This window comes from Amycolatopsis minnesotensis, assembly GCF_039529815.1.
Classification (GTDB): Bacteria; Actinomycetota; Actinomycetes; order Mycobacteriales; family Pseudonocardiaceae; genus Amycolatopsis; species Amycolatopsis minnesotensis.
This window is the reverse complement of the sequence record NZ_BAAANN010000004.1, coordinates 155,306-175,005: the sequence shown is the minus strand read 5'-3', so window position 1 is coordinate 175,005 and position 19,700 is coordinate 155,306. Positions and strand designations below refer to the sequence as shown.

The 19,700-nt window shown below is 68.3% G+C and carries 14 protein-coding genes; 5 read left to right on the top strand and 9 right to left on the bottom strand.

The genetic code is table 11. The features are described from left to right. Positions 1 to 374: 374 nt before the first annotated feature. From ABD256_RS06425 to ABD256_RS06405, 5 genes are all read left to right on the top strand, one after another. Entirely contained in the window at positions 375 to 653 is a 279-nt protein-coding gene (locus ABD256_RS06425) for a hypothetical protein (protein ID WP_344414493.1), read from the top strand. A 142-nt stretch (positions 654 to 795) separates the two neighbouring features. Then, entirely contained in the window at positions 796 to 1,377 is a 582-nt protein-coding gene (locus ABD256_RS06420; RefSeq protein ID WP_344414491.1) for a YbaB/EbfC family nucleoid-associated protein, read from the top strand. After that, entirely contained in the window at positions 1,374 to 1,718 is a 345-nt protein-coding gene (locus ABD256_RS06415; RefSeq protein ID WP_344414489.1) for a type VII secretion target, read from the top strand. Before ABD256_RS06420 ends, ABD256_RS06415 begins: the two co-directional genes overlap by 4 nt. A gap of 11 nt (positions 1,719 to 1,729) precedes the next feature. After that, a complete protein-coding gene (locus ABD256_RS06410; protein ID WP_344414487.1) occupies positions 1,730 to 2,890 on the top strand; it encodes a hypothetical protein in 1,161 nt (386 codons plus the stop codon). Then, on the top strand, positions 2,890 to 4,467 hold the full coding sequence (locus ABD256_RS06405) for a hypothetical protein (RefSeq protein ID WP_344414485.1): 1,578 nt from the start codon (positions 2,890 to 2,892) through the stop codon (positions 4,465 to 4,467). Before ABD256_RS06410 ends, ABD256_RS06405 begins: the two co-directional genes overlap by 1 nt. A 147-nt stretch (positions 4,468 to 4,614) precedes the next feature. Here the strand turns inward: ABD256_RS06405 and ABD256_RS06400 are convergent, their stop codons facing one another. The 9 genes from ABD256_RS06400 to ABD256_RS06360 all read right to left on the bottom strand — a co-directional run bounded on the left by ABD256_RS06400 (position 4,615) and on the right by ABD256_RS06360 (position 19,664). Next, positions 4,615 to 8,526 carry a DNA-directed RNA polymerase subunit beta' gene (locus ABD256_RS06400; RefSeq protein ID WP_344414870.1) on the bottom strand — a complete coding sequence of 1,304 codons (3,912 nt, stop codon included), beginning with the start codon at positions 8,524 to 8,526 and terminating at the stop codon, positions 4,615 to 4,617. Positions 8,527 to 8,615: 89 nt separating this feature from the next. Then, positions 8,616 to 12,125, bottom strand: coding sequence for a DNA-directed RNA polymerase subunit beta (rpoB, locus tag ABD256_RS06395; RefSeq protein ID WP_344414483.1), 3,510 nt, complete (start codon positions 12,123 to 12,125; stop codon positions 8,616 to 8,618). 377 nt (positions 12,126 to 12,502) lie between these two features. Then, a complete protein-coding gene (locus tag ABD256_RS06390; protein ID WP_344414481.1) occupies positions 12,503 to 13,252 on the bottom strand; it encodes an ESX secretion-associated protein EspG in 750 nt (249 codons plus the stop codon). A gap of 4 nt (positions 13,253 to 13,256) precedes the next feature. Continuing rightward, positions 13,257 to 14,498 carry a hypothetical protein gene (locus tag ABD256_RS06385; RefSeq protein ID WP_344414478.1) on the bottom strand — a complete coding sequence of 414 codons (1,242 nt, stop codon included), beginning with the start codon at positions 14,496 to 14,498 and terminating at the stop codon, positions 13,257 to 13,259. 2 nt (positions 14,499 to 14,500) lie between these two features. After that, positions 14,501 to 15,091, bottom strand: coding sequence for a DUF3558 domain-containing protein (locus ABD256_RS06380; protein ID WP_344414476.1), 591 nt, complete (start codon positions 15,089 to 15,091; stop codon positions 14,501 to 14,503). Beyond that, positions 15,088 to 15,510 (bottom strand): hypothetical protein, encoded by a 423-nt coding sequence (locus tag ABD256_RS06375; RefSeq protein WP_344414474.1) that lies wholly within the window; start codon positions 15,508 to 15,510, stop codon positions 15,088 to 15,090. The genes ABD256_RS06380 and ABD256_RS06375 overlap by 4 nt, the downstream gene beginning before the upstream one ends. Before the next feature lie 261 nt (positions 15,511 to 15,771). Then, positions 15,772 to 17,706, bottom strand: coding sequence for a Xaa-Pro dipeptidyl-peptidase (locus tag ABD256_RS06370; protein WP_344414472.1), 1,935 nt, complete (start codon positions 17,704 to 17,706; stop codon positions 15,772 to 15,774). Between the two features lie 143 nt (positions 17,707 to 17,849). Beyond that, positions 17,850 to 18,809: a prolipoprotein diacylglyceryl transferase gene (locus ABD256_RS06365; protein WP_344414470.1), complete on the bottom strand. Its 960-nt coding sequence runs from the start codon at positions 18,807 to 18,809 to the stop codon at positions 17,850 to 17,852. Between the two features lie 195 nt (positions 18,810 to 19,004). Next, positions 19,005 to 19,664 (bottom strand): hypothetical protein, encoded by a 660-nt coding sequence (locus ABD256_RS06360; RefSeq protein ID WP_344414468.1) that lies wholly within the window; start codon positions 19,662 to 19,664, stop codon positions 19,005 to 19,007. Between the last annotated feature and the right edge of the window lie 36 nt (positions 19,665 to 19,700).

The following is a 19,700-nucleotide window of genomic DNA, read 5'->3' as shown; positions in this document are numbered from 1 at the left end:
CGCGTGCGGACATGGGCGAAATAGTCGCGTGAAGTGTGAATGGCGTCAATCTTGAGATCAAAGACTGAGACACCCCCGAACGGAGTAACCTGAGTGCCCGATTTGCCGGGTATGCCCTTGGTTCGGATCGCTCATCTGGGTAATTTCCCACCAGGTGACAACAAACCACGAGCAGTTGTCACTGGCCGTTACGAACCAACCCGCTCCGCCATTCGGCCCCGCTCAACCCGTGACCAACTCGTTACAAAACCTCGGGAACTCATCCCTCCGTCGCCCCGACTATCGAGGGTGCGCTTGACCTGCTTTCAGCGGGCTGAACGTTCTTCCGGCGCGCCCGGCGGGCCGCCAAGACGCGCGCCGCTCGCGCGCTTGCCGTGCTGGGCGTCCTGGCCACCGTCACGGTGAGCGCGGCGACGGCGAACCGGCCCGCGCCGTCGACGTTCGTGGCACTGCGCGACGTGGACCCGACGATCCGGCAGGACATCCGGTACTCGACGACACACAACTTCACCGGCAGGCCGGTGCACGGCTATTCGCTGAAGGGCTACACCCTGAAGAACGAGCCCTGCCCGGACACCTACTTCGACTTCCCCGTACGGCGCGGGCCCCTGCGCCCCTGCCCCCGCCCATGCCGGGTCGCCGGGGACGTTTAGCCCGCTAAATGCAGGCCAGGCCCCTAAGTGAACAGAATTCGGGTATGCCGGGTGGCGGGTGATAGCGCGCTCATTCGGCGCGGAGGCGGCATACTTGGACGCCATTGGCTGGATCTTCGACCAGAGGTGAGGGGCTGGCGCCGTGTCCGCAGAACTGGAGGCCCTCAAGGCCGAGTTCGAGAAGGTCCAAGCGAAGGTCAAACAGGCCGAGACCCGGTTCTCGAACGTCGAACAGATGCAGACCGAGCTGACCGCGCTGGAATCGCGCGCCGCGTCGCCGGACGGCTCGGTCACGGTGGTCGCGGGCCCCGGCGGCTCGGTCAAGGACATCCGGCTCACCGCGGAGGCGCTCCGGCAGGAGCCGGGGGCCCTGTCGGCCACGATCATGACCACCCTGCGGCAGGCTGTCGCCGACGCCGCCTATCAGCAAGCCGGTCTCGTCGACGCGCATCTCGGCAGCGGCGCGTTCGGCGACCTGAGCGCACAGGACAGGGTGCTCGAAGCGCAGGCCGAGGCGTTGGGCACCACGGTCGACGAGCTGCGCCCGAAGAAGCGCGAAGCGACGACCAGCGACGAGGACTTCAGCCAGAGTTCGGTCTTCGGTTCGGACGGGCCCCCGAAGCCCGCGCCGCCACCGCCCAGCAGCGGCTCGGCAGGCGACCAGTTCCTCAGCTCCCTGTTCGACGACCAGGACGACCAGCACGACCAGGGCGGCCACCGATGAGCGGCCCCGGCACCGGACAGCAGAGTCACGCCGTCGACACGGCGGCGCTGAAGAAGTACTCGCAGGACCTCGGCTACTACCACGGCGAAGCCGAGAAGTTCGGCAAGCTCGTCGACCAGGCCGACGTCACAGACAAGTCCTGGGGCCTGATCGGGCTCGCGGTCAAGGAAACCTACACCGGCAAGCTGAGCGAGCTGCGGGATCTGCTCGAAGCCATGAAGAGCGGCGTCGACGCGTTCTCCGCCAAGCTGACCAAGGCGGCCGAGATCTACGACGGCAACGACAACGACGCCGCGCTGATGCTGGGCAAGTACAAGGCCGAAATCGACGGACCACGCTGACGGGAGGCGTCATGGCTGACGAAAAGCCCAGCGTCGCGGCCGGTGTCAAGGTCGACGGCTACGACGAAAGCTTCGGGAAGGACGCCGAGAACGCGCTGAAGAAGGCGCCGGTCATCGGCAAGGGTTACAGCACGATCGCGGACGCCACCAAGAAGTTCGGTGATGCCGAGAACGCGGGCGACCTCGCCAACGCGAGCGCGCAGCTGGTCACCGACGGCGCGGGATTCGTCGCGGGCGCGGGCATGGACATGGCGAGCTTCGTGCTCGACCCGGTCGGCTGGCTGGTCAGCAACGGGCTGAACATCCTGCTCGAACTGGTCCAGCCGCTGCAGGACGCCCTGCACTTCGTGACCGGTGACGGCCCGGCGCTGAAAACCGCCTCGACGAACTTCGAAAGCATCGGCAAGGGCTTCGTCGCGCTCGCTGACGACTTCGTGGCGACGGGCGACAAGGCGGTCAAGGACTGGCAGGGCGACGCGGGCGAGGCCGCGCGCAACGCGCTCGGCGATTTCGCGGTCGGTATCAAGGGAATCGGGTCCAGCGCGGGCTCGGTCGCCGAGACCCTCACGATGTGGTCGATGGTCATGACCGTCATCGAGGAGGTCGTCAAGGCGATCATCTCGGAGCTCGTCAGCACGCTGATCTACATCTGGCTGCCCGCGCTGGCCGCGTCGATCGTCAGCCTCGGCTCCTCGGTCGCCGCCGCCATGACCGCGTCGATCGCGAAGGCCGCGAGCGCGTTCAGCAAGATCACCAAGCACCTCGGGAAACTGGGCGAGCTGCTGGAAAAGTTCATGGGCTTCCTGGCCAAGTGGACCGACGACCTGATCAAGCAGGGTGCGAAGCTGTCCAAGGCGGGCCGTGTCACCCCCGGCATGGAGAAGGCCGTCGGCGGCGCGATGGCCAAGGCCACCGGCAGCCGCCTTTCCGCGACCGGCGACGCGCTGGTGGACGTGGCGAAGGGCGTGCCGGGGCAGGTGCTCAAGCAGACGGTCGGCGTCAACCCGAAAGACCTCGGAAAGGGCAGCGCCTACCAGGACAAGGCGGCCATCGATATGCTCGGGAAAACCGCCGACAACCTCGAAACCCAGCGAACCAGGGGCAAGCAGGGTGATATCGGCGGGGGCCAGGACGCGGACGAAACCCGCCAGAAACTCGACATGGACGACTAGTGGACCTTGCTCTGCTCGGCCCGTGGCTCATTCTCGGCGGGTACGCCGTCGCCGCCGTTTCGGTGTACATCGCCCGATGGCTGGAGGGGCGGACCGGGGTCACGGGCCGGGGGCGCGCACCGGCCCTGGTGCTGTATTCGCTCGCCGCGGCCGTGGCGGCGGAAACCACGCAATGGTGGCTCGACTGGGGAACGTCCAGCAGCATCCCGTCCACGCTCTGGTGGGCGCTTCCCGCGTTCGCGGCCGTGCTCGGCTGGTGGTTCAAGCGACGTCAGCGCACCTGGATGTCGAGGGTCGTCGCGGACAACCACGGCACCTACTTCTCCGATGACGCCGAACCGGAGCGGCCGACTTTCGGCATCCTCTACCGGCGGGGACGCCCCGTCGACAGCACTGATCCCGACGCCGGTTTCCGGGCAGCAATCGAATTCGACCTCCGCGGATACCGGGTAGTGGGTATCCAGTACCGCACCACCGACGGCATTCCCCTCGACGGTTTCGACGGTGGCAAACCCGGCGCGGCCGCGCGCGCCGCCGATGCGGTCGACAGCACCTACAATCTGGTGCAGGTGAGGACGCCGCGCGTGCCCACCGTGCTGATCCAGGCTCGCTCCACGGCGGAACAACACGAGAAGTTCGGCGGGCTGGAGCCCGGCGAGATCCATCCGTTCGAAGACCTGCGGATCACGCGGAACACCGTCGGCGCGCCGACGCCCGATCTTTCCCTCGAGAACTTCGAACTCGACGACGCGTTCACCAAGCGGTTTTCGGTGCGCACGACCGATCCGGCGTTCGCCCGGGCGGTGCTGAGCGCGAAAACGCGCGCGCTGCTCATGGACGAGCCGTGGTTCCGGGTCCGGGAAGTCGCCTTCCACCACGGCTCGCTGTGGACGACCCAATCCGGTCCGCTCACCGAGGACAAGCTGGCCGGGAATGCCGCACGACTGGCCGAACTCGCGGCGACCGTGCCGCCCGAAGCGTGGCGTACCGGATCCGGCGCCGCCGAAGAAGCCGCGTTCACCGAACAGTTCATCGCGCTGCGCGACACCGCGCCGGACGCCGCGGAACCGCTGCCCGGGAACTCGGTGACGGCACCGGTGAACGCCCGGCGGCGCGCGGCGCGCCTGCAGCCGCTGTCCGCCCTGTCCCTGACGGCCCGGACGCTGGTCGTGGTCGCGCTCGCCGCGGTGGGGCTCTCGCTCGCCGGGAACGGTGCTCTGGCAGTCATCGGCGTCGCCCCGCAGGTGGACCTCGTGGTCGACCGCGCGACCGCTCCCTCACCGAACCGCGAGCAGCACCTCGTCGACGGCCACTACGACCGCGACGGAGTCACCCACTACGTCAACGACCTCCGCTGGTCTTCGCTGAGCGGGAATCCAGCGAGCGGCGACGTCGTCGACATCTCGCTCGGGCCGTTGCCCTGGAACCCCCTGATCGAGGCCACGGACGTCGCGGTCTTCATGGCGCTGCTCGGGGCGCTGTCACTGGCGATCGGGTACCGGCTGGCCAGGGCGACCTACCTCCCCAAGCGCAGGCGCCCTCGGGCCACGGTGCCCGAACCCGCCCCGGCCGCCTGAGCACAGGCCCTGCGGGAGCCCCAGGCCGGGCACTTACTTAGCTATGCTCACTTCTACGTTTAGCCCGCTAAACGCACTCCGGGCCGGGTACGGGAAAGGGCCCCCGAGTTGAGTGCTCGAGGGCCCTTTCCGGCTGTCAGGTGCGGGTCAGCGGAAGTCCCGACCGAAGTCGTAGTCGTCCAGCGGGACCGCGGCACCGGGGGTGGAGCCGAAGACGTCCGGCGTGTAGTAGCCGTCGTCGTAGGACGGGATCGCGTAGGCCGCGACCCGCGCCTCCTCGGTCGGCTGCACCTGGATGTTCCGGTAGCGGTTGATACCGGTACCGGCCGGGATCAGCTTACCGATGATCACGTTCTCCTTGAGGCCGATCAGCTTGTCGCTGCGGCCGTTGATCGCCGCGTCGGTCAGGACACGCGTGGTCTCCTGGAACGACGCCGCGGACAGCCAGGAGTCCGTGGTCAGCGAGGCCTTCGTGATCCCCATCAGCACGGGACGGCCGGAGGCCGGCTCGCCGCCCTCGGCGACCGACGCCCGGTTCTTCGCCTCGAACTTGGTCCGCTCAGGCAGCTCGCCCGGCAGGAAGTCCGTGGCACCGGAGTCGATGATCGTCACCCGGCGCAGCATCTGCCGGACGATGACCTCGATGTGCTTGTCGTGGATCGACACACCCTGCGCCCGGTACACCTTCTGGACCTCGTCCACCAGGTGCATCTGCGCCTCGCGCGGCCCCATCACGCGCAGGACCTCGTGCGGGTCCGGCGTGCCCTCGAGCAGCTGCTGGCCGACCGCGACGTGGTCGCCGTCGCCGAGCGGGCCGTTCGGGGTGTTCGCGAGCCGCTGACGCTTGGACAGCTTGTCGAAGACGATCTCTTCGCCGCCGTCGTCCGGGATCAGCGTGATCTTCCAGAACCGCTCGCTCTCCTCGATGCGCACGCGGCCATCGACGTCGGCGATCGGCGCCTTGCCCTTCGGCACGCGAGCCTCGAAGAGCTCGGTGACACGGGGCAGACCCGTGGTGATGTCGTCACCGGCGACACCACCCTGGTGGAAGGTACGCATCGTCAGCTGGGTACCCGGCTCACCGATCGACTGCGCCGCGACGATGCCGACGGCCTCGCCGACGTCCACGAGCTGACCGGTCGCCATCGACCGCCCGTAGCAGGTGGCGCAGATACCGACGGCCGACTCGCAGGTGAGCACGCTGCGCACCTTGACCTTGACGATGTCGCTGGAGACCAGCTTCTCGATCGCCGGGTCGCCGAGGTCGTCGCCGCGGTTGAGCACCACGTTGCCGCTGCTGTCGGAGACGTCCTCCGCCAGGCACCTGGCGTAGGTGCTCGTCTCGACGTGCTGGTCGCGCAGGACCTTGCCGTCCGGGCCGGCCTCGCCGATCTTCATGTTGATGCCGCGGCTGGTGCCGCAGTCGACCTCGCGGACGATGACGTCCTGCGAGACGTCCACCAGACGACGGGTCAGGTAACCCGAGTCGGCGGTCCGCAGGGCCGTGTCCGCCAGGCCCTTGCGGGCACCGTGCGTCGCGATGAAGTACTCCGCCACCGACAGGCCCTCACGGAAGTTGGCCTTGATCGGGCGCGGGATGTACTCACCCTTCGGGTTGGACACAAGGCCACGCATCCCGGCCAGCGACCGGACCTGCGTCATGTTGCCCGCCGCGCCCGACTTCACGATCATCGAGATCGGGTTGTCGTCGGGGAAGTGCGCCTCCATGACCTTCGCGACGTCCTCCGTCGCCTGACCCCACACCTTGACGAGCTCGTTGTTGCGCTCGGTGTGCGAGAGCTGGCCACGCTGGTAGCGCTTCTCGACCTGGTCGGCCTTGCCTTCGTACTCGTCGAGGATGCCCTGCTTCTCCGGCGGCACCACGACATCCGAAATCGCCACCGTGACACCCGAACGGGTGGCCCAGTAGAACCCGGCGTCCTTGAGCCGGTCGAGCGTCTGCGCGACCTGCGTCATCGAGTACCGCTCCGCGAGGTCGTTGACGATCGCGGCCTGCCGCTTCTTCGGCATCGGCTCGTTGACGTACGGGTAGTCGGCGGGCAGGAGCTCGTTGAAGAGCACCCGGCCCAGCGTGGTCTCGGCGAGCCACACCCCGCCCGGCTCCCAGCCGTTCTCGGCCAGCTTGGCGACGTCGGCCTTCGCGGGCTGACGGTCCTTGATCCGGATCTTGATCGGCGCGTGCAGCCCGAGCGACTTGCGGTCGAACGCCATCAGCGCTTCGGCAGGCGAGGAGAACGCCTGCCCGGCACCGACGGCCTCTTCGCTCAGCCTGGTCAGGTGGAACAGGCCGGTCACCATGTCCAGTCGCGGCATGGCGAGCGGACGGCCCGACGCCGGCGAAAGGATGTTGTTCGCCGACAGCATCAGGATGCGGGCCTCGGCCTGCGCCTCCGCGGACAGCGGGAGGTGCACGGCCATCTGGTCACCGTCGAAGTCCGCGTTGAACGCCTCGCAGACCAGCGGGTGCAGCTGGATGGCCTTGCCTTCGACCAGCTGCGGCTCGAAGGCCTGGATGCCGAGGCGGTGCAGGGTCGGCGCGCGGTTCAGCATCACCGGGTGGCCGGTGATGACCTCTTCGAGCACGTCCCACACCTGCGGGCGCGAGCGCTCCACCATCCGCTTGGCGGACTTGATGTTCTGCGCGTGGTTCAGGTCGACCAGCCGCTTCATCACGAACGGCTTGAACAGCTCGAGCGCCATGTCCTTCGGCAGGCCGCACTGGTGCAGCTTCAGCTGCGGCCCGACGATGATGACCGAACGGCCCGAGTAGTCGACGCGCTTGCCGAGCAGGTTCTGGCGGAACCGACCCTGCTTGCCCTTGAGCAGATCGGACAGCGACTTCAGCGGGCGGTTACCGGGACCGGTCACCGGGCGGCCGCGGCGGCCGTTGTCGAACAGCGCGTCGACGGCCTCCTGCAGCATCCGCTTCTCGTTGTTCACGATGATCTCGGGCGCGCCGAGGTCGATCAGCCGCTTCAACCGGTTGTTCCGGTTGATCACGCGGCGGTACAGGTCGTTCAGGTCCGAGGTGGCGAACCGGCCACCGTCGAGCTGGACCATCGGGCGCAGGTCCGGCGGGATCACCGGGACGGCGTCGAGCACCATGCCGCGCGGGTCGTTGCCGGTGGCCTGGAAGGCCGCGACGACCTTGAGCCGCTTCAGCGCGCGGAGCTTCTTCTGCCCCTTGCCGTTGCGGATGGTGTCGCGCAGGTTGTCGGCTTCGGCCGCGACGTCGAACTCGGTCGCCAGCTTCTGGATGGACTCCGCGCCCATGCCGCCGGTGAAGTACTCGCCGTACCGGTCGACGAGCTCGCGGTAGAGCAGCTCGTCGGCGATCAGCTGGCGGGTGTCGAGCTTGGTGAAGGTGGTCCAGACCTCCTCGAGCCGGTCCAGCTCGCGCTGGGCCCGGTCGCGGAGCTGGCGCATCTCGCGCTCGCCGCCCTCCTTGACCTTGCGCCGGACGTCGGACTTGGCGCCCTCCGCCTCGAGCTCGGCCAGGTCGGCCTCGAGCTTCTGCGCACGCGTCTCGATGTCCGAGTCGCGCTTGGTCTCGATGTTCTTGCGCTCGACGCCGATCTCGTTCTCGAGCGTCGGCTGGTCGTTGTGCCGCAGCTCGGTGTTGACGCCGGTGATGACGTAGGCGGCGAAGTAGATGATCTTCTCGAGATCCTTCGGCGCCAGGTCGAGCAGGTAGCCCAGCCGCGACGGGACACCCTTGAAGTACCAGATGTGGGTGACCGGGGCGGCCAGCTCGATGTGGCCCATGCGCTCACGGCGGACCTTCGCACGGGTCACCTCGACGCCGCAGCGCTCGCAGATGATGCCCTTGAAGCGGACCCGCTTGTACTTGCCGCAGTAGCACTCCCAGTCCCGGGTCGGACCGAAGATCTTCTCGCAGAAGAGCCCGTCCTTCTCCGGCTTGAGCGTGCGGTAGTTGATGGTCTCCGGCTTCTTCACCTCACCGAAGGACCACTGGCGGATGTCGTCGGCGGTGGCCAGACCGATGCGAAGTTCGTCGAAGAAATTGACGTCCAGCAAAGCTTGCATCCCCTTGGGATAGATGTGGCTAGAGGGGCGGCTACCCGGGTCGGGCTACGCGGGAGGCATCTCCCGACCCGGGCGCGCGGTCATTGAACGACGTCGTCCACCGAGGGCGACTCGTTGCGGGACAGGTTGATGCCGAGGTTCGCCGCGGCGCGCTCGAGGTCCTCGTCGTCGGAGTCGCGCATCTCGATCGCCGCACCGTCGGAGGACAGGACCTCCACGTTGAGGCAGAGCGACTGCAGCTCCTTCAACAGCACCTTGAACGACTCCGGGATCCCCGGGTCCGGGATGTTCTCGCCCTTGACGATGGCCTCGTAGACCTTCACGCGGCCCACCACGTCGTCGGACTTGATGGTCAGCAGCTCCTGCAGCGTGTACGCCGCGCCGTAGGCCTGCATCGCCCAGCACTCCATCTCACCGAAGCGCTGGCCACCGAACTGCGCCTTACCGCCGAGCGGCTGCTGGGTGATCATCGAGTACGGACCGGTCGACCGGGCGTGGATCTTGTCGTCGACCAGGTGGTGCAGCTTCAGGATGTACATGTAGCCGACCGACACCGGGTACGGGAACGGCTCGCCGGAGCGCCCGTCCAGCAGCGTCGCCTTGCCGTCCGGCTGGACCATGCGGTCGCCGTCGCGGTTCGGCTTCGTGGACGCGAGCAGGCCGGTGAGCTCCTCCTCCTTGGCGCCGTCGAACACCGGGGTCGCGGTGTTCGTGCCGGGGTTGACGTCGAGGAGGTCCTGGGACAGGTTCTTCGCCCAGTCCGGGCTGCCCTCGATCTTCCACCCCTGCGAGGCGAGCCAGCCGAGGTGCAGCTCGAGCACCTGGCCGATGTTCATCCGTCGCGGCACACCGTGCGTGTTCAGGATGATGTCGACCGGGGTGCCGTCCTCCATGAACGGCATGTCCTCGGCGGGCAGGATCTTGCCGATGACGCCCTTGTTGCCGTGCCGTCCGGCGAGCTTGTCGCCGGGCTGGATCTTCCGCTTCTGGGCCACGTAGACGCGGACCAGCTCGTTCACGCCGGGGGGCAGCTCGTCGTCGTCCTCGCGGGAGAACACCCGGATGCCGATGACCTTGCCGGTCTCGCCGTGCGGCACCTTCAGCGAGGTGTCGCGGACCTCGCGGGCCTTCTCGCCGAAGATCGCGCGGAGCAGGCGCTCCTCCGGGGTCAGCTCGGTCTCGCCCTTCGGCGTGACCTTCCCGACCAGGATGTCGCCGTCACGGACCTCGGCGCCGATGCGGATGATGCCGCGCTCGTCGAGGTCGGCGAGCACCTCCTCGGAGACGTTCGGGATGTCCCGGGTGATCTCCTCGGCGCCCAGCTTGGTGTCGCGGGCGTCGATCTCGTGCTCCTCGATGTGGATCGACGTGAGCACGTCGTCCTGCACCAGGCGCTCGGAGAGGATGATCGCGTCCTCGTAGTTGTGGCCCTCCCACGGCATGACCGCCACGAGCAGGTTCTTGCCGAGCGCCATCTCACCGTTCTCGGTGGACGGGCCGTCGGCGATGACCTGGCCCTTCTCGACCCGGTCGCCCTCGTTGACGATCGGGCGGTGGTTGAAGCAGGTGCCGTGGTTCGAGCGGCGGAACTTGTAGAGGCTGTAGCTCTTCCGGGTCCCGTCGTCGTGCATGACCGTGATCAGGTCCGCCGAGAGCTCCTCGACGACACCGGCCTCGATCGCGGTGAGCACGTCACCGGCGTCGACCGCGGCGCGCAGCTCCACCCCGGTGCCGACCAGCGGCGCCGAGTTGCGGAGCAGCGGCACGGCCTGGCGCTGCATGTTCGCGCCCATCAGCGCGCGGTTCGCGTCGTCGTGCTCGAGGAACGGGATCATCGCCGTCGCGACCGACACCATCTGGCGCGGCGAGACGTCCATGTAGTCCACGTCCATCGGGTCGATCAGCTCGACCTCGCCGCCCTTGCGGCGGACCATGACGCGGTCTTCCACGAAGTGGCCGTCGTCGGTGATCGGCGCGTTGGCCTGCGCCTTGACGAACCGGTCCTCCTCGTCCGCGGTCAGGTAGTCGACCTGGTCGGTGACCCGGCCCTCGACGACCTTGCGGTACGGCGTCTCGATGAAGCCGAACGGGTTGACCCGCGCGTACGAGCAGAGCGAGCCGATCAGGCCGATGTTCGGGCCTTCCGGCGTCTCGATCGGGCACATGCGGCCGTAGTGCGACGGGTGGACGTCGCGGACCTCCATGCCGGCGCGCTCACGGGACAGACCGCCGGGGCCGAGCGCCGAGAGGCGGCGCTTGTGGGTCAGCCCGGACAGCGGGTTGTTCTGGTCCATGAACTGCGACAGCTGCGAGGTGCCGAAGAACTCGCGGATCGCGGCCGTCACCGGGCGGATGTTGATCAGGGTCTGCGGCGTGATCGCCTCGACGTCCTGCGTGGTCATCCGCTCGCGCACCACGCGCTCCATGCGGGAGAGGCCGACCCGGATCTGGTTCTGGATCAGCTCGCCGACGGTGCGCAGGCGGCGGTTGCCGAAGTGGTCGATGTCGTCGGTCTCGACCGGCAGCTCCAGCTCGCTGTTCGTCGCGCTGGTCATCTTGTCCTCGCCGGCGTGCAGCCGGACCAGGTACTCGATGGTCGAGACGATGTCCTCTTCGGTCAGCGTGCCGGTGTCGTACGGCGTCGACAGGCCGAGCTTCTTGTTGACCTTGTACCGGCCGACCTTGGCGAGGTCGTAGCGCTTCGCCTTGAAGAACAGGTTCTCCAGCAGCGTCTGCGCGCTCTCCTTCGTCGGCGGCTCGCCGGGGCGCAGCTTGCGGTAGATGTCGAGGAGCGCCTCGTCGGTGCCCGCGGTGTGGTCCTTCTCCAGCGTCGCCAGCAGCGTCTCGCTGAAGTGGAACCGCTCGCGGATGGCCTCGGTGGTCCAGCCGAGCGCCTTCAGCAGCACGGTGACCGGCTGGCGGCGCTTGCGGTCGATGCGGACGCCGACGGTGTCGCGCTTGTCGACGTCGAACTCCAGCCAGGCACCCCGGCTCGGGATGATCCTGGTGCTGAAGACGTCCTTATCGGTCGCCTTGTCGACGTTGGCGTCGAAGTAGACGCCGGGCGAACGGACCAGCTGCGAGACGACGACACGCTCGGTGCCGTTGATGATGAAGGTGCCCTTGTCGGTCATCACCGGGAAGTCACCCATGAAGACCGTCTGGCTCTTGATCTCGCCGGTGTTGTTGTTGACGAACTCGGCGGTCACGAACAGCGGGGCCGCGTACGTCATGTCCTTGTCCTTGCACTCCTCGACGGAGGCCTTGACCTCGTCGAAGCGCGGGTCGGAGAAGGACAGCGACATGGAACCGGAGAAGTCTTCGATCGGGGAGATCTCGTTGAGGATCTCCTCGAGACCGCCGACCGGGTTCTCTTCGCCTTCCTCGACGCGGCGTTCGAACCACGCCTCGTCGCCGGTAAACCATTCGAACGACCTGATCTGCACGTCCAGCAGGTTCGGCGTGCTCAGAGGCTCGCGGATCTTCGCGAAGGAGACCCGCAGGGGTGCTCCAGGGATGCCCGATGACGCCGATGTGGTGACAGGAGAGGTGGTCGCAGCAGTGGCCTGGTTCGCGGGAGAGACTGCCAAGATGCGTCCTTCCGGGGACAATGAGCGGTGGCAGCCGCGTTAGCAACTACTAAAGCGACTGTCAAGGGTGCCGTGGTGCCCACTATCCTAGCTACCGGTTCCGGGCAGCCTGAAAGAGGGCAGCGCAAAGAAGCAGTCTAGCCCGAAAGACGCACTCTGTCGAGGGGGCGCTCGCGATGGGGCCCACAGCTCGTCCGTGACGTCTTCAGGTATGCCTCCCCGGCTCGTCCCTCCCGCAAGGGCGTGACCGTTGCTGGTAAGCCTGACCCTCAACCCGCCGGTAGTCAAGATGCCACTCCCAGCTCCGGCCGGGCACCTGCGTCACTGTGGTCTTTTTCCGCCGGATGGCGCAGCCGCCCGCACCCGGAAAGGCGTGCTCAGCGGGGTTCGAGCAGGCGATCGCGGAGCTCGTACCCCTTCGCAACGACCGTCTCGTAGCGGGCGGGCGCGGCGTTCACGTAGCGATCTTCACCCTCGCCGCTGAACGAGAAGAGCCAGCGCCCGCGTTCGGTGTCCACATAGGTGCAGACGTCGCGGCGGCTCTTGCGGTGCGAGCCGAGGCCGTCGCGGACGGCGGCGGAGAGCTGCCCTCCCCCGGTGCGCGGCAGGTCGAACAGCGCGAGCATGCGGCGCGCCTCGTCCCCCGCGTGCGCACCCCCCATCGCGGCGCGCAGGTCCGCCTCGGGCACCGACAGGGACGCGCCGTGGCCGGGGCCCCAGTCGGGCAGCTCGACGACGAGGTCCTCCACCGGCGCCTCCGGGCGCGCCGCGCGCAGGAGGATCCGCCCGGTGTCGGGCACGTTGCACGCGAAGACCGCGTTTTGCCCGCTGACTGCGACGTGGAGGCGGTATTCCTCGTCGCGGGACTGGACGTAGGAGAAGTACTCCTGGCCCGCCCTGCAGAGCACGAGGAGGGTCTCCGCGAAGTCGTCGTCCAGGTCCCCGCCGTCGAGCAGGCCGTTGTCGGCCAGCTCGGCGCGCGTGCGGTCCTCCCTGGTGCGGACCTCGTCGTCGCTGCGCCAGAGCGGTTCCGGCTCCAGCGTGGTGGGCAGGCCGACGTTCAGCCAGGACGCGGCCAGGTCGAGGCTGTCCTGGCTGAGCACGACCTGGCGGCTCAGTACGCGCACGGGCTCAGAGCCCGAGCACGGGCGGCGACGTCCGCTCGTCGGTGCCGAAGTACTCGTCGGGGTCCGCCTCGACCAGGTAGTCGGGGCGCTGGTGCTCCCGGTCCTCCTCGCCCTTGCCCCTGGCACCAGGGGCCATGCCGCCCATGCCGGCGGAACCGGCGCGACCCGTCGCCCCGCCGGCGGGGCCGCCGCCCTTGACCGCGCCGCCCTCGGCGGCCGGGGCACCCCCGGTCAGCCTGCCCGCCTGTCCTGGGCCTTGTCCTTGACCACCGAGACCGCCCGCCCTGCCGCCGGCCCCGCCTTCGGGACCGCCGCCGGGGCCGAACCCGCCGACCGGCCCGAACCCGCCGATCATGCCGGTGAACGGCGCGCTCGAATCGCCACCGGACCCGACCGGCACCGGACTCGGCGTCGGCGTCGGCGCGAAGCCCGGCGGCCGCATCCCGGGCGGCGACTGCGGGTAGCGCGTTGGGTCGGTGCCTCCGGGCGGGTCCACCGCGGGAGGCGGCTGCACCGGCGTCCGCGGCGGGTGCTGCTGGCCTCCGCCGCCGTCCCCGCCGGTCCCACCGTGACCTGGTGGCGGCGCGACGACGTGACCGCCTCCGGGAGGTGGCACGGGCCGGCGGGAACCGGACCCGCCGGAATCACCACCCTGGCCGCCGGAGCGGATCGGCGAGCCGCCGCCGACATGCCCCGGGCCTCCGGGACCCGTCGGGACCTCCTTCACCGAGACGTCGGAGCCGCCCGGAGGCAGCCCGAGCTGGCCGTAGTCCCGCGGCCAGCGCCCCGAGTTGTCCTGGCTCTGCCCGTTGTAGAGGTTGTAGCCCTCGGTGATCTTCTTGGCCTTCTCGTTCCAGGCGTCGATCTTCTCGTCCTGGTCGGTGAAGATCGGCACCCAGTCGCTGGCGAAGGTCGCCTCCGGCTTCGGGCCAGGGTCGTTCTCCTTCACCTTCGCGCTGAGGTCGTTGAAGGAGCGGCCCTGCCCGTCGTAGAGCTTCTGGGCCTCGGTCAGGTGCTCACCGCTGACCTGGGACGCCTGGATGAGCGGCCCCACCCCGGCACGCGCCTGCTCGGCGGCCGGGCCTTCCCAGTGCGAGGACATGGCGACCTGGAGCGCCTTCATGTCCCCCGCGATCTCGCTGTGCAACGTGGCCATCTTGCCCGCGTCGACACCGGTGGCGAACATGCTCGGTGAGCCGTCGCCGCCGTTGACCAGTTCCACGATTTTCGGAGCGTCGTACCCCATCGTCATGCACCCCCGCGCATGTTCTTGACCGAAGCTTCGGCGACCTTTTGCAACACCGGACAAGGATCCGAACGGAACGGGGAGCTCCCCCCGAACGTCGAGATCACCGACAAAAATTCGTGGTCGGACAGCGCGACTCCTACTGAACACACCCCGTTGGCACGCTGGTCGACGTTGTTGGAGACTGCCCCCGGGTAGCCCGCGACATCAGGCAACGGGGTGAAATAGGCCAATTTGCCGCTCTGCCCGGCGGCATAGGTGCTCTGAAGCCAATTCGCTCTTTTCACCACACCGACGGAAACACCGTTGGATTCCTGGTCGTTGTACGTACATCTGGCTTCCCCGGTGCCGCCGGAGGCCGCTTTCGTCCTGACGGCGGAGACGAGGTTGGCAGCTTGCACCATCGGCAAGATAGAACACGGCGCCTGCTGAAAACTTGTCGTGTTCAACGGCTGCGAAATCGCGGGCACGTCGGCCAACGGCGTCGAAGTCGCGGAGGCGGTTTCAGACGGATTGTTCTGCGGCGCTGGATCGCTGCACGCCGATGCTGACGCCAACACGGCTACGACCAGCGCAAGACCGCGAAGCCTCACGTCAACGCCTTCCCATGCTTTCGCACCGCTCTCGCCGCGGCGGCATCCTGTTCCTCGGTTTTCTTGATCGCGTCGTCCAACGCTTTGGCGTACTGACGGGCGTACTCCAACTGTTTCCCGATGGACTCCGAGTAGAGACCACTGTGCTTTTGCACTGCGTTGAGCTGACCAGTGCTGGCCTCGTCTTGCGCCGGTGGTATCGCCTGGCCCAACCCCGAGCTCTGCTCCACCAGCGTCTGCAGCTTGTCGCGGAGGGCTTCCCACTGGGGTTTGACGGCGCGCATCGCGTCGATGTCCATCTTGAAGCCGCCGGACAGCGGTGGCGGAGGTGGCGGCTCCCGGCCCGGCACGTAGCACATGGTCGCCGGCGGCTGGTAGCCCTGCGGCGTGGGCGATGAAGTGGTCGTTCCGTCCGGCATGGTCAGCTACCCCCTCGTGAACTCGACAACCGGTGACCGCGGTTGACACAGAGCGCTATCACCGTACTACGACGGGCCGCGCCGCTCATCCGGTTCCCGCGAATCTCCCCGCTCCGAGGGAGAGCGGACACGAACGACACCGGCCCGCCTGAGCTGCGTTTAGCGGGCTAAACGTCTCGTCCCGGGCAAGGCGCGGGAGGAGACCGGCCGAGGCCCCGGCGGCGACGTTTAGCGGGCTAAACGTCGCCGCCGGGGGGTGGGTCAGGGGGCGATGGGGAGGGTGATCGACGTCTGGTTGACGTGGATGTCCGTGGCCACCCGGGGCCACGGGTCCTTGCCGTCCGCCGCCGCGGCGCAGCCGTCCGGCATCGCGGTGCAGTCGGTGGCCGCGATGACCAGGCCGATCCGGTGCCCTGCCTTGAACACGTAGTCCTCCGGCTGGAGCTTCCAGGTCAGGCCGTACGCCTGGCCCGGCTTGACCTCCGAGGTGCGGGTCAGCGACTCGCGGTGCTGCGAGTTCGTCCACCCCTCGGCGACGACCTCGGCGTCCGTGGTGGCCACGTCGTGCTTGAACTCCGCGAGGCAGCCGGTGTCGACGGCGTTGCCCTCGCCGACGCACACGGTCTTGCCGGTCGGCACGACCCCGATCTCACCGTTGTCGGCGCTGTGCTTGACGCGGGTGCCGGTCCCGTAGTCGACGAGCAGCGCGGTCAGCGGGCCGCCACCGGAGCTGAAGTCGGCGGTCAGCGAGATCGTCGGGACGCCGCTGATCCGCGTGTCGGCCTTGAGCGGCTCCCCGAGCGCGACGACCCGGTTCGGGTTCACCTTCCGCGGGTTCGCGATGAGCTGGGACTCGGTCTGGTTGATCGAGTCGGTGATGCGCACCTCGGTCCCGAGGCCGGGCGGCCGCGGGGCGACCGGGGTGAGCCGGGTGGGCGAGCTGCCGTCGGAGTTCAGGTACAGCCGCTGCGAACCGCCCTGCGGCCACGACGAGTAGGTCGCCCACTGGTCCGGCGCGCGTTCGACGTCGACCTGCGGCTCGCTCATGACGCCGTTGTCGACGCCCTTGAGCCAGTAGTCGAACCAGTGGTGCAGCTGCTTGACCCATTCGGTGTTGCGCACGTTGAACGGGTCGGTGTGCGCTTCCTGGTGCAGCCACAGCTTGCGCGGCACGTTGTTCGCCTTCAGGCCGTCCCAGAACTGCTGGCCGTTGCGCGCCAGCACGTTCCAGTCGTTGAGGCCGTGCACCATGAACACGCTGGCCTTCACCTTGGAGACGTCCTTGACGTAGTTCCGCTCGTCCCAGAAGGCGTTGTAGTTCCCGGTGTCCTCGGCGCTGTCCGCGGCCAGGGAGTCCCAGACCGGCTTGCACTCGCCGGGATCGGTCTTCCTGGCGGAACCGACCCTGCTCGCCAGGTCGCGCGGGTAGTCGGCGAACCGGACCTGCCCGTCCAGGCGCATGTAGTCGTACCAGCTGCTGATCGCCGAGATCGGCACGATCGTCTTCAAGTTCGGCACGTCCATGGTGGCCACCGCGTTGGGCTCGGTGCCGCGCCACGACCGCCCGACCATGCCGACCTTGCCGTCGGTCCAGTCCGCGGACACCGCGGCGCCGGCGTGGTCGAAGGCCTTGCCCTTGCCGCCGAGCCAGTCCACTACGGACTTGACGCCGAGGGTCTCGGTGGAGCCGCCCGAAGTGAGGCAGCCTTCCGAGGCGCGGGTGCCCGGCACGTCGACGAGCACCACGGCGTAACCGCGCGGCACGAAGTAGTTGTCGTACCAGTCGGGGAACTTCGCGGGGCTGCCGTCGTCGTCGACGTCCTTGTAGTCGTCGTCGCCCGCCGGCGTCAGCTTCGCCTTGGCGCGCTTGTCCTTGTCGGGGATCGGCACCGGGTAGCGCGCGAAGTACGGGCTGGCCACCATGATCACCGGAACCTTGAGCCCGGCGTCGCTTTCCTTCGGCCGGATGACGTCGGCGGCGACCCGGTCGGGCCTGCCGTCGTGGTCACCGTCGACCGGGGACTCCACATAGGTCGTTTCGCGAATCGCGTCGGCGTAGGAGAACGTCGGCTGCGTTTCGCCACCGGAGACCTTCGTCGCCGGTGCCGCCGTCGCCAGGTTCGGCAACGACAATGCAGTGAGCGCGCCCACCGCGGCGATGATCGCCGCGCGGCGCACGCGTCTGTGCAGGGGCAAGACCCCACTCCTCCCAGTAAGTGACACCGGTGCCGGCACCGGTGTCTTCGAGCTTCCCGGAAAAGTGGGGCGGTCACCGCCGTTTCGGCGGAGTTGGCGGCAAGATCACCGAGTTGGCCGCGCGGGTGCGGCCACTCGGCGTACTACTTGCTCGGCGGCGGCTGCTGTTGGCCACCCGGCAACGGGACCGGCTGCTCGCCCTGCGGCGTCGCCGTGCCGCCGTTGTAGGCGTCGAGGTCGGCGATCTTCCACTTGCCGTCCTTGAGCTGCGCGGTGACCGAGAGCTGCGAACCGCCCGCGACCTTGTTGTTGGCTGCCTTGGGATCGCCGCCGGTGCGGATCGAGGTCTGGTCGACGAACACCAGCACCTTGGCGCGGTCGCCGTCGATCAGGATCGTCGCGGTGCGGGTCACCTTGACCGTGACCACCATCTTCTGCTGCGGCGCGAGCCGCTCGACCTCGGCGAACTCCTTGTTGTACTTGTCACGCGCGGTATCGGTGACCAGCACGTCGTTCGCGGCCTTCTTGGTCTTGGCGAGATCGTTGAAGTCGTAGGAGAACAGCGATTCGACGGCGCCGCTGACGTCCTGCTGCACCTGGGCGGTCTTCGCCATGTCCAGTAGCGCGGCGTTGCTGGTGGACGAGTCCACCTCGTTCTGCTTGACCTTGAAGAACACCGCGAGCCCGGCGAGGAGCAGCCCGGCCAGGATCAGCGCGCCCGCGAGGATGAACTTCTTCCGCCGGGCCCTCTGCTCCGGCGAGACCTCGGGCGGTTCACCGCCGTCCTCGGCGACGGGCTGCTCGGCCTCCGTCGCCTCGATCTCGCTTTCCGGCTTCGGCGCCCCGCTGTCCCTCGCCTTGCGGCGGGGGCTCGGTTTCGCGGGCACCGGCTCCGGCGTCACCTTCTCCGGCGCGTCCGCATCGGCACCCGGCCGCACCACAGTGTCCTCAATGGACTCAGTGGACCCAGTGGACTCGGTGGACTCAGCGGACTCGACAGGCTCAGCGGACTCGACGTGCCCGACGGCATTGGTGTCCACAAAGGACTCTTCGGTGTCCGCCGCTTCGGCAGGGGTGGCGCCGCCCGACGGTTCGCCGGTCAAAGCGTCCACTGTGGTCGCTTCGTCGACGGGTTCGGCCGCGCCGTCCGCGGGCTCCGGTCGTGGACGGGGACTCGGTTTCCCGGCCGGCTTGTGCAATCCGGCGACCCGGGGGCGCCGGGCTGACGGCTGCGGTGGCTTGCGACGGGAGGGGGGCAACGCTTACTCCGTTCTCGGGTGAGGACTCTGTGCTGCCGGTCAGCCCGCGCTGACGACGGGGACCGAGTCGATCCCCGACAGCTTCCAGACCTGTTCGCCGTTGTCGGCCTGCCGGGTCATCTGCACCTCGACCCGCATCGGCTTCTGCACGGACTTGTCACCCTGTTTGACCTCGACCTGCAGTGCCGCGATGAAGGTGGCCTTGCCTTCGTCGCTGTTGAGCTCTTCGACCGCCAGATCGAGGATCCGGGTCGTGGTGGTGGTCTTGGCCTCGCTCATGGTCTTGGTGTTGGCTTCCTGGCTGGCCTTGATCTGGTCGCCGATCTCCTTCGTCGAGGCCGCGACCGCGCGGGAGAAGTACTGGCCGGGATTGGTGAAGTCCAGTTCGGTGAAGGCCTTCACCGCGTTGCCGCCGACCCGCACCACGTCGTCGCGCTCGCTCGCGCGGTCCGCGTCGTGGTCGTTCGAGGCGACCAGCCACAGGATTCCGAACAGCGCCGCCGCCAGGAACGCGGCCGTCGCGAACGCGGCACCGCCGAGCACGAGCCAGCGCGGCAGCGAGTCGTCCCCCGAAGACCCCGAAGATTCCGGGGCGTCCGGAAACCCGGCTTCGGACGACGCGGGCACCTCGGCTCCGGGGTCGGGCACCGCGGCACCCGCGGTGTCTTCAGCGCCTTCGCTCGCGTTGTCCGAACTCATAACACTCCACGGTAGGTAACTGGTGTCAGGTGGCTG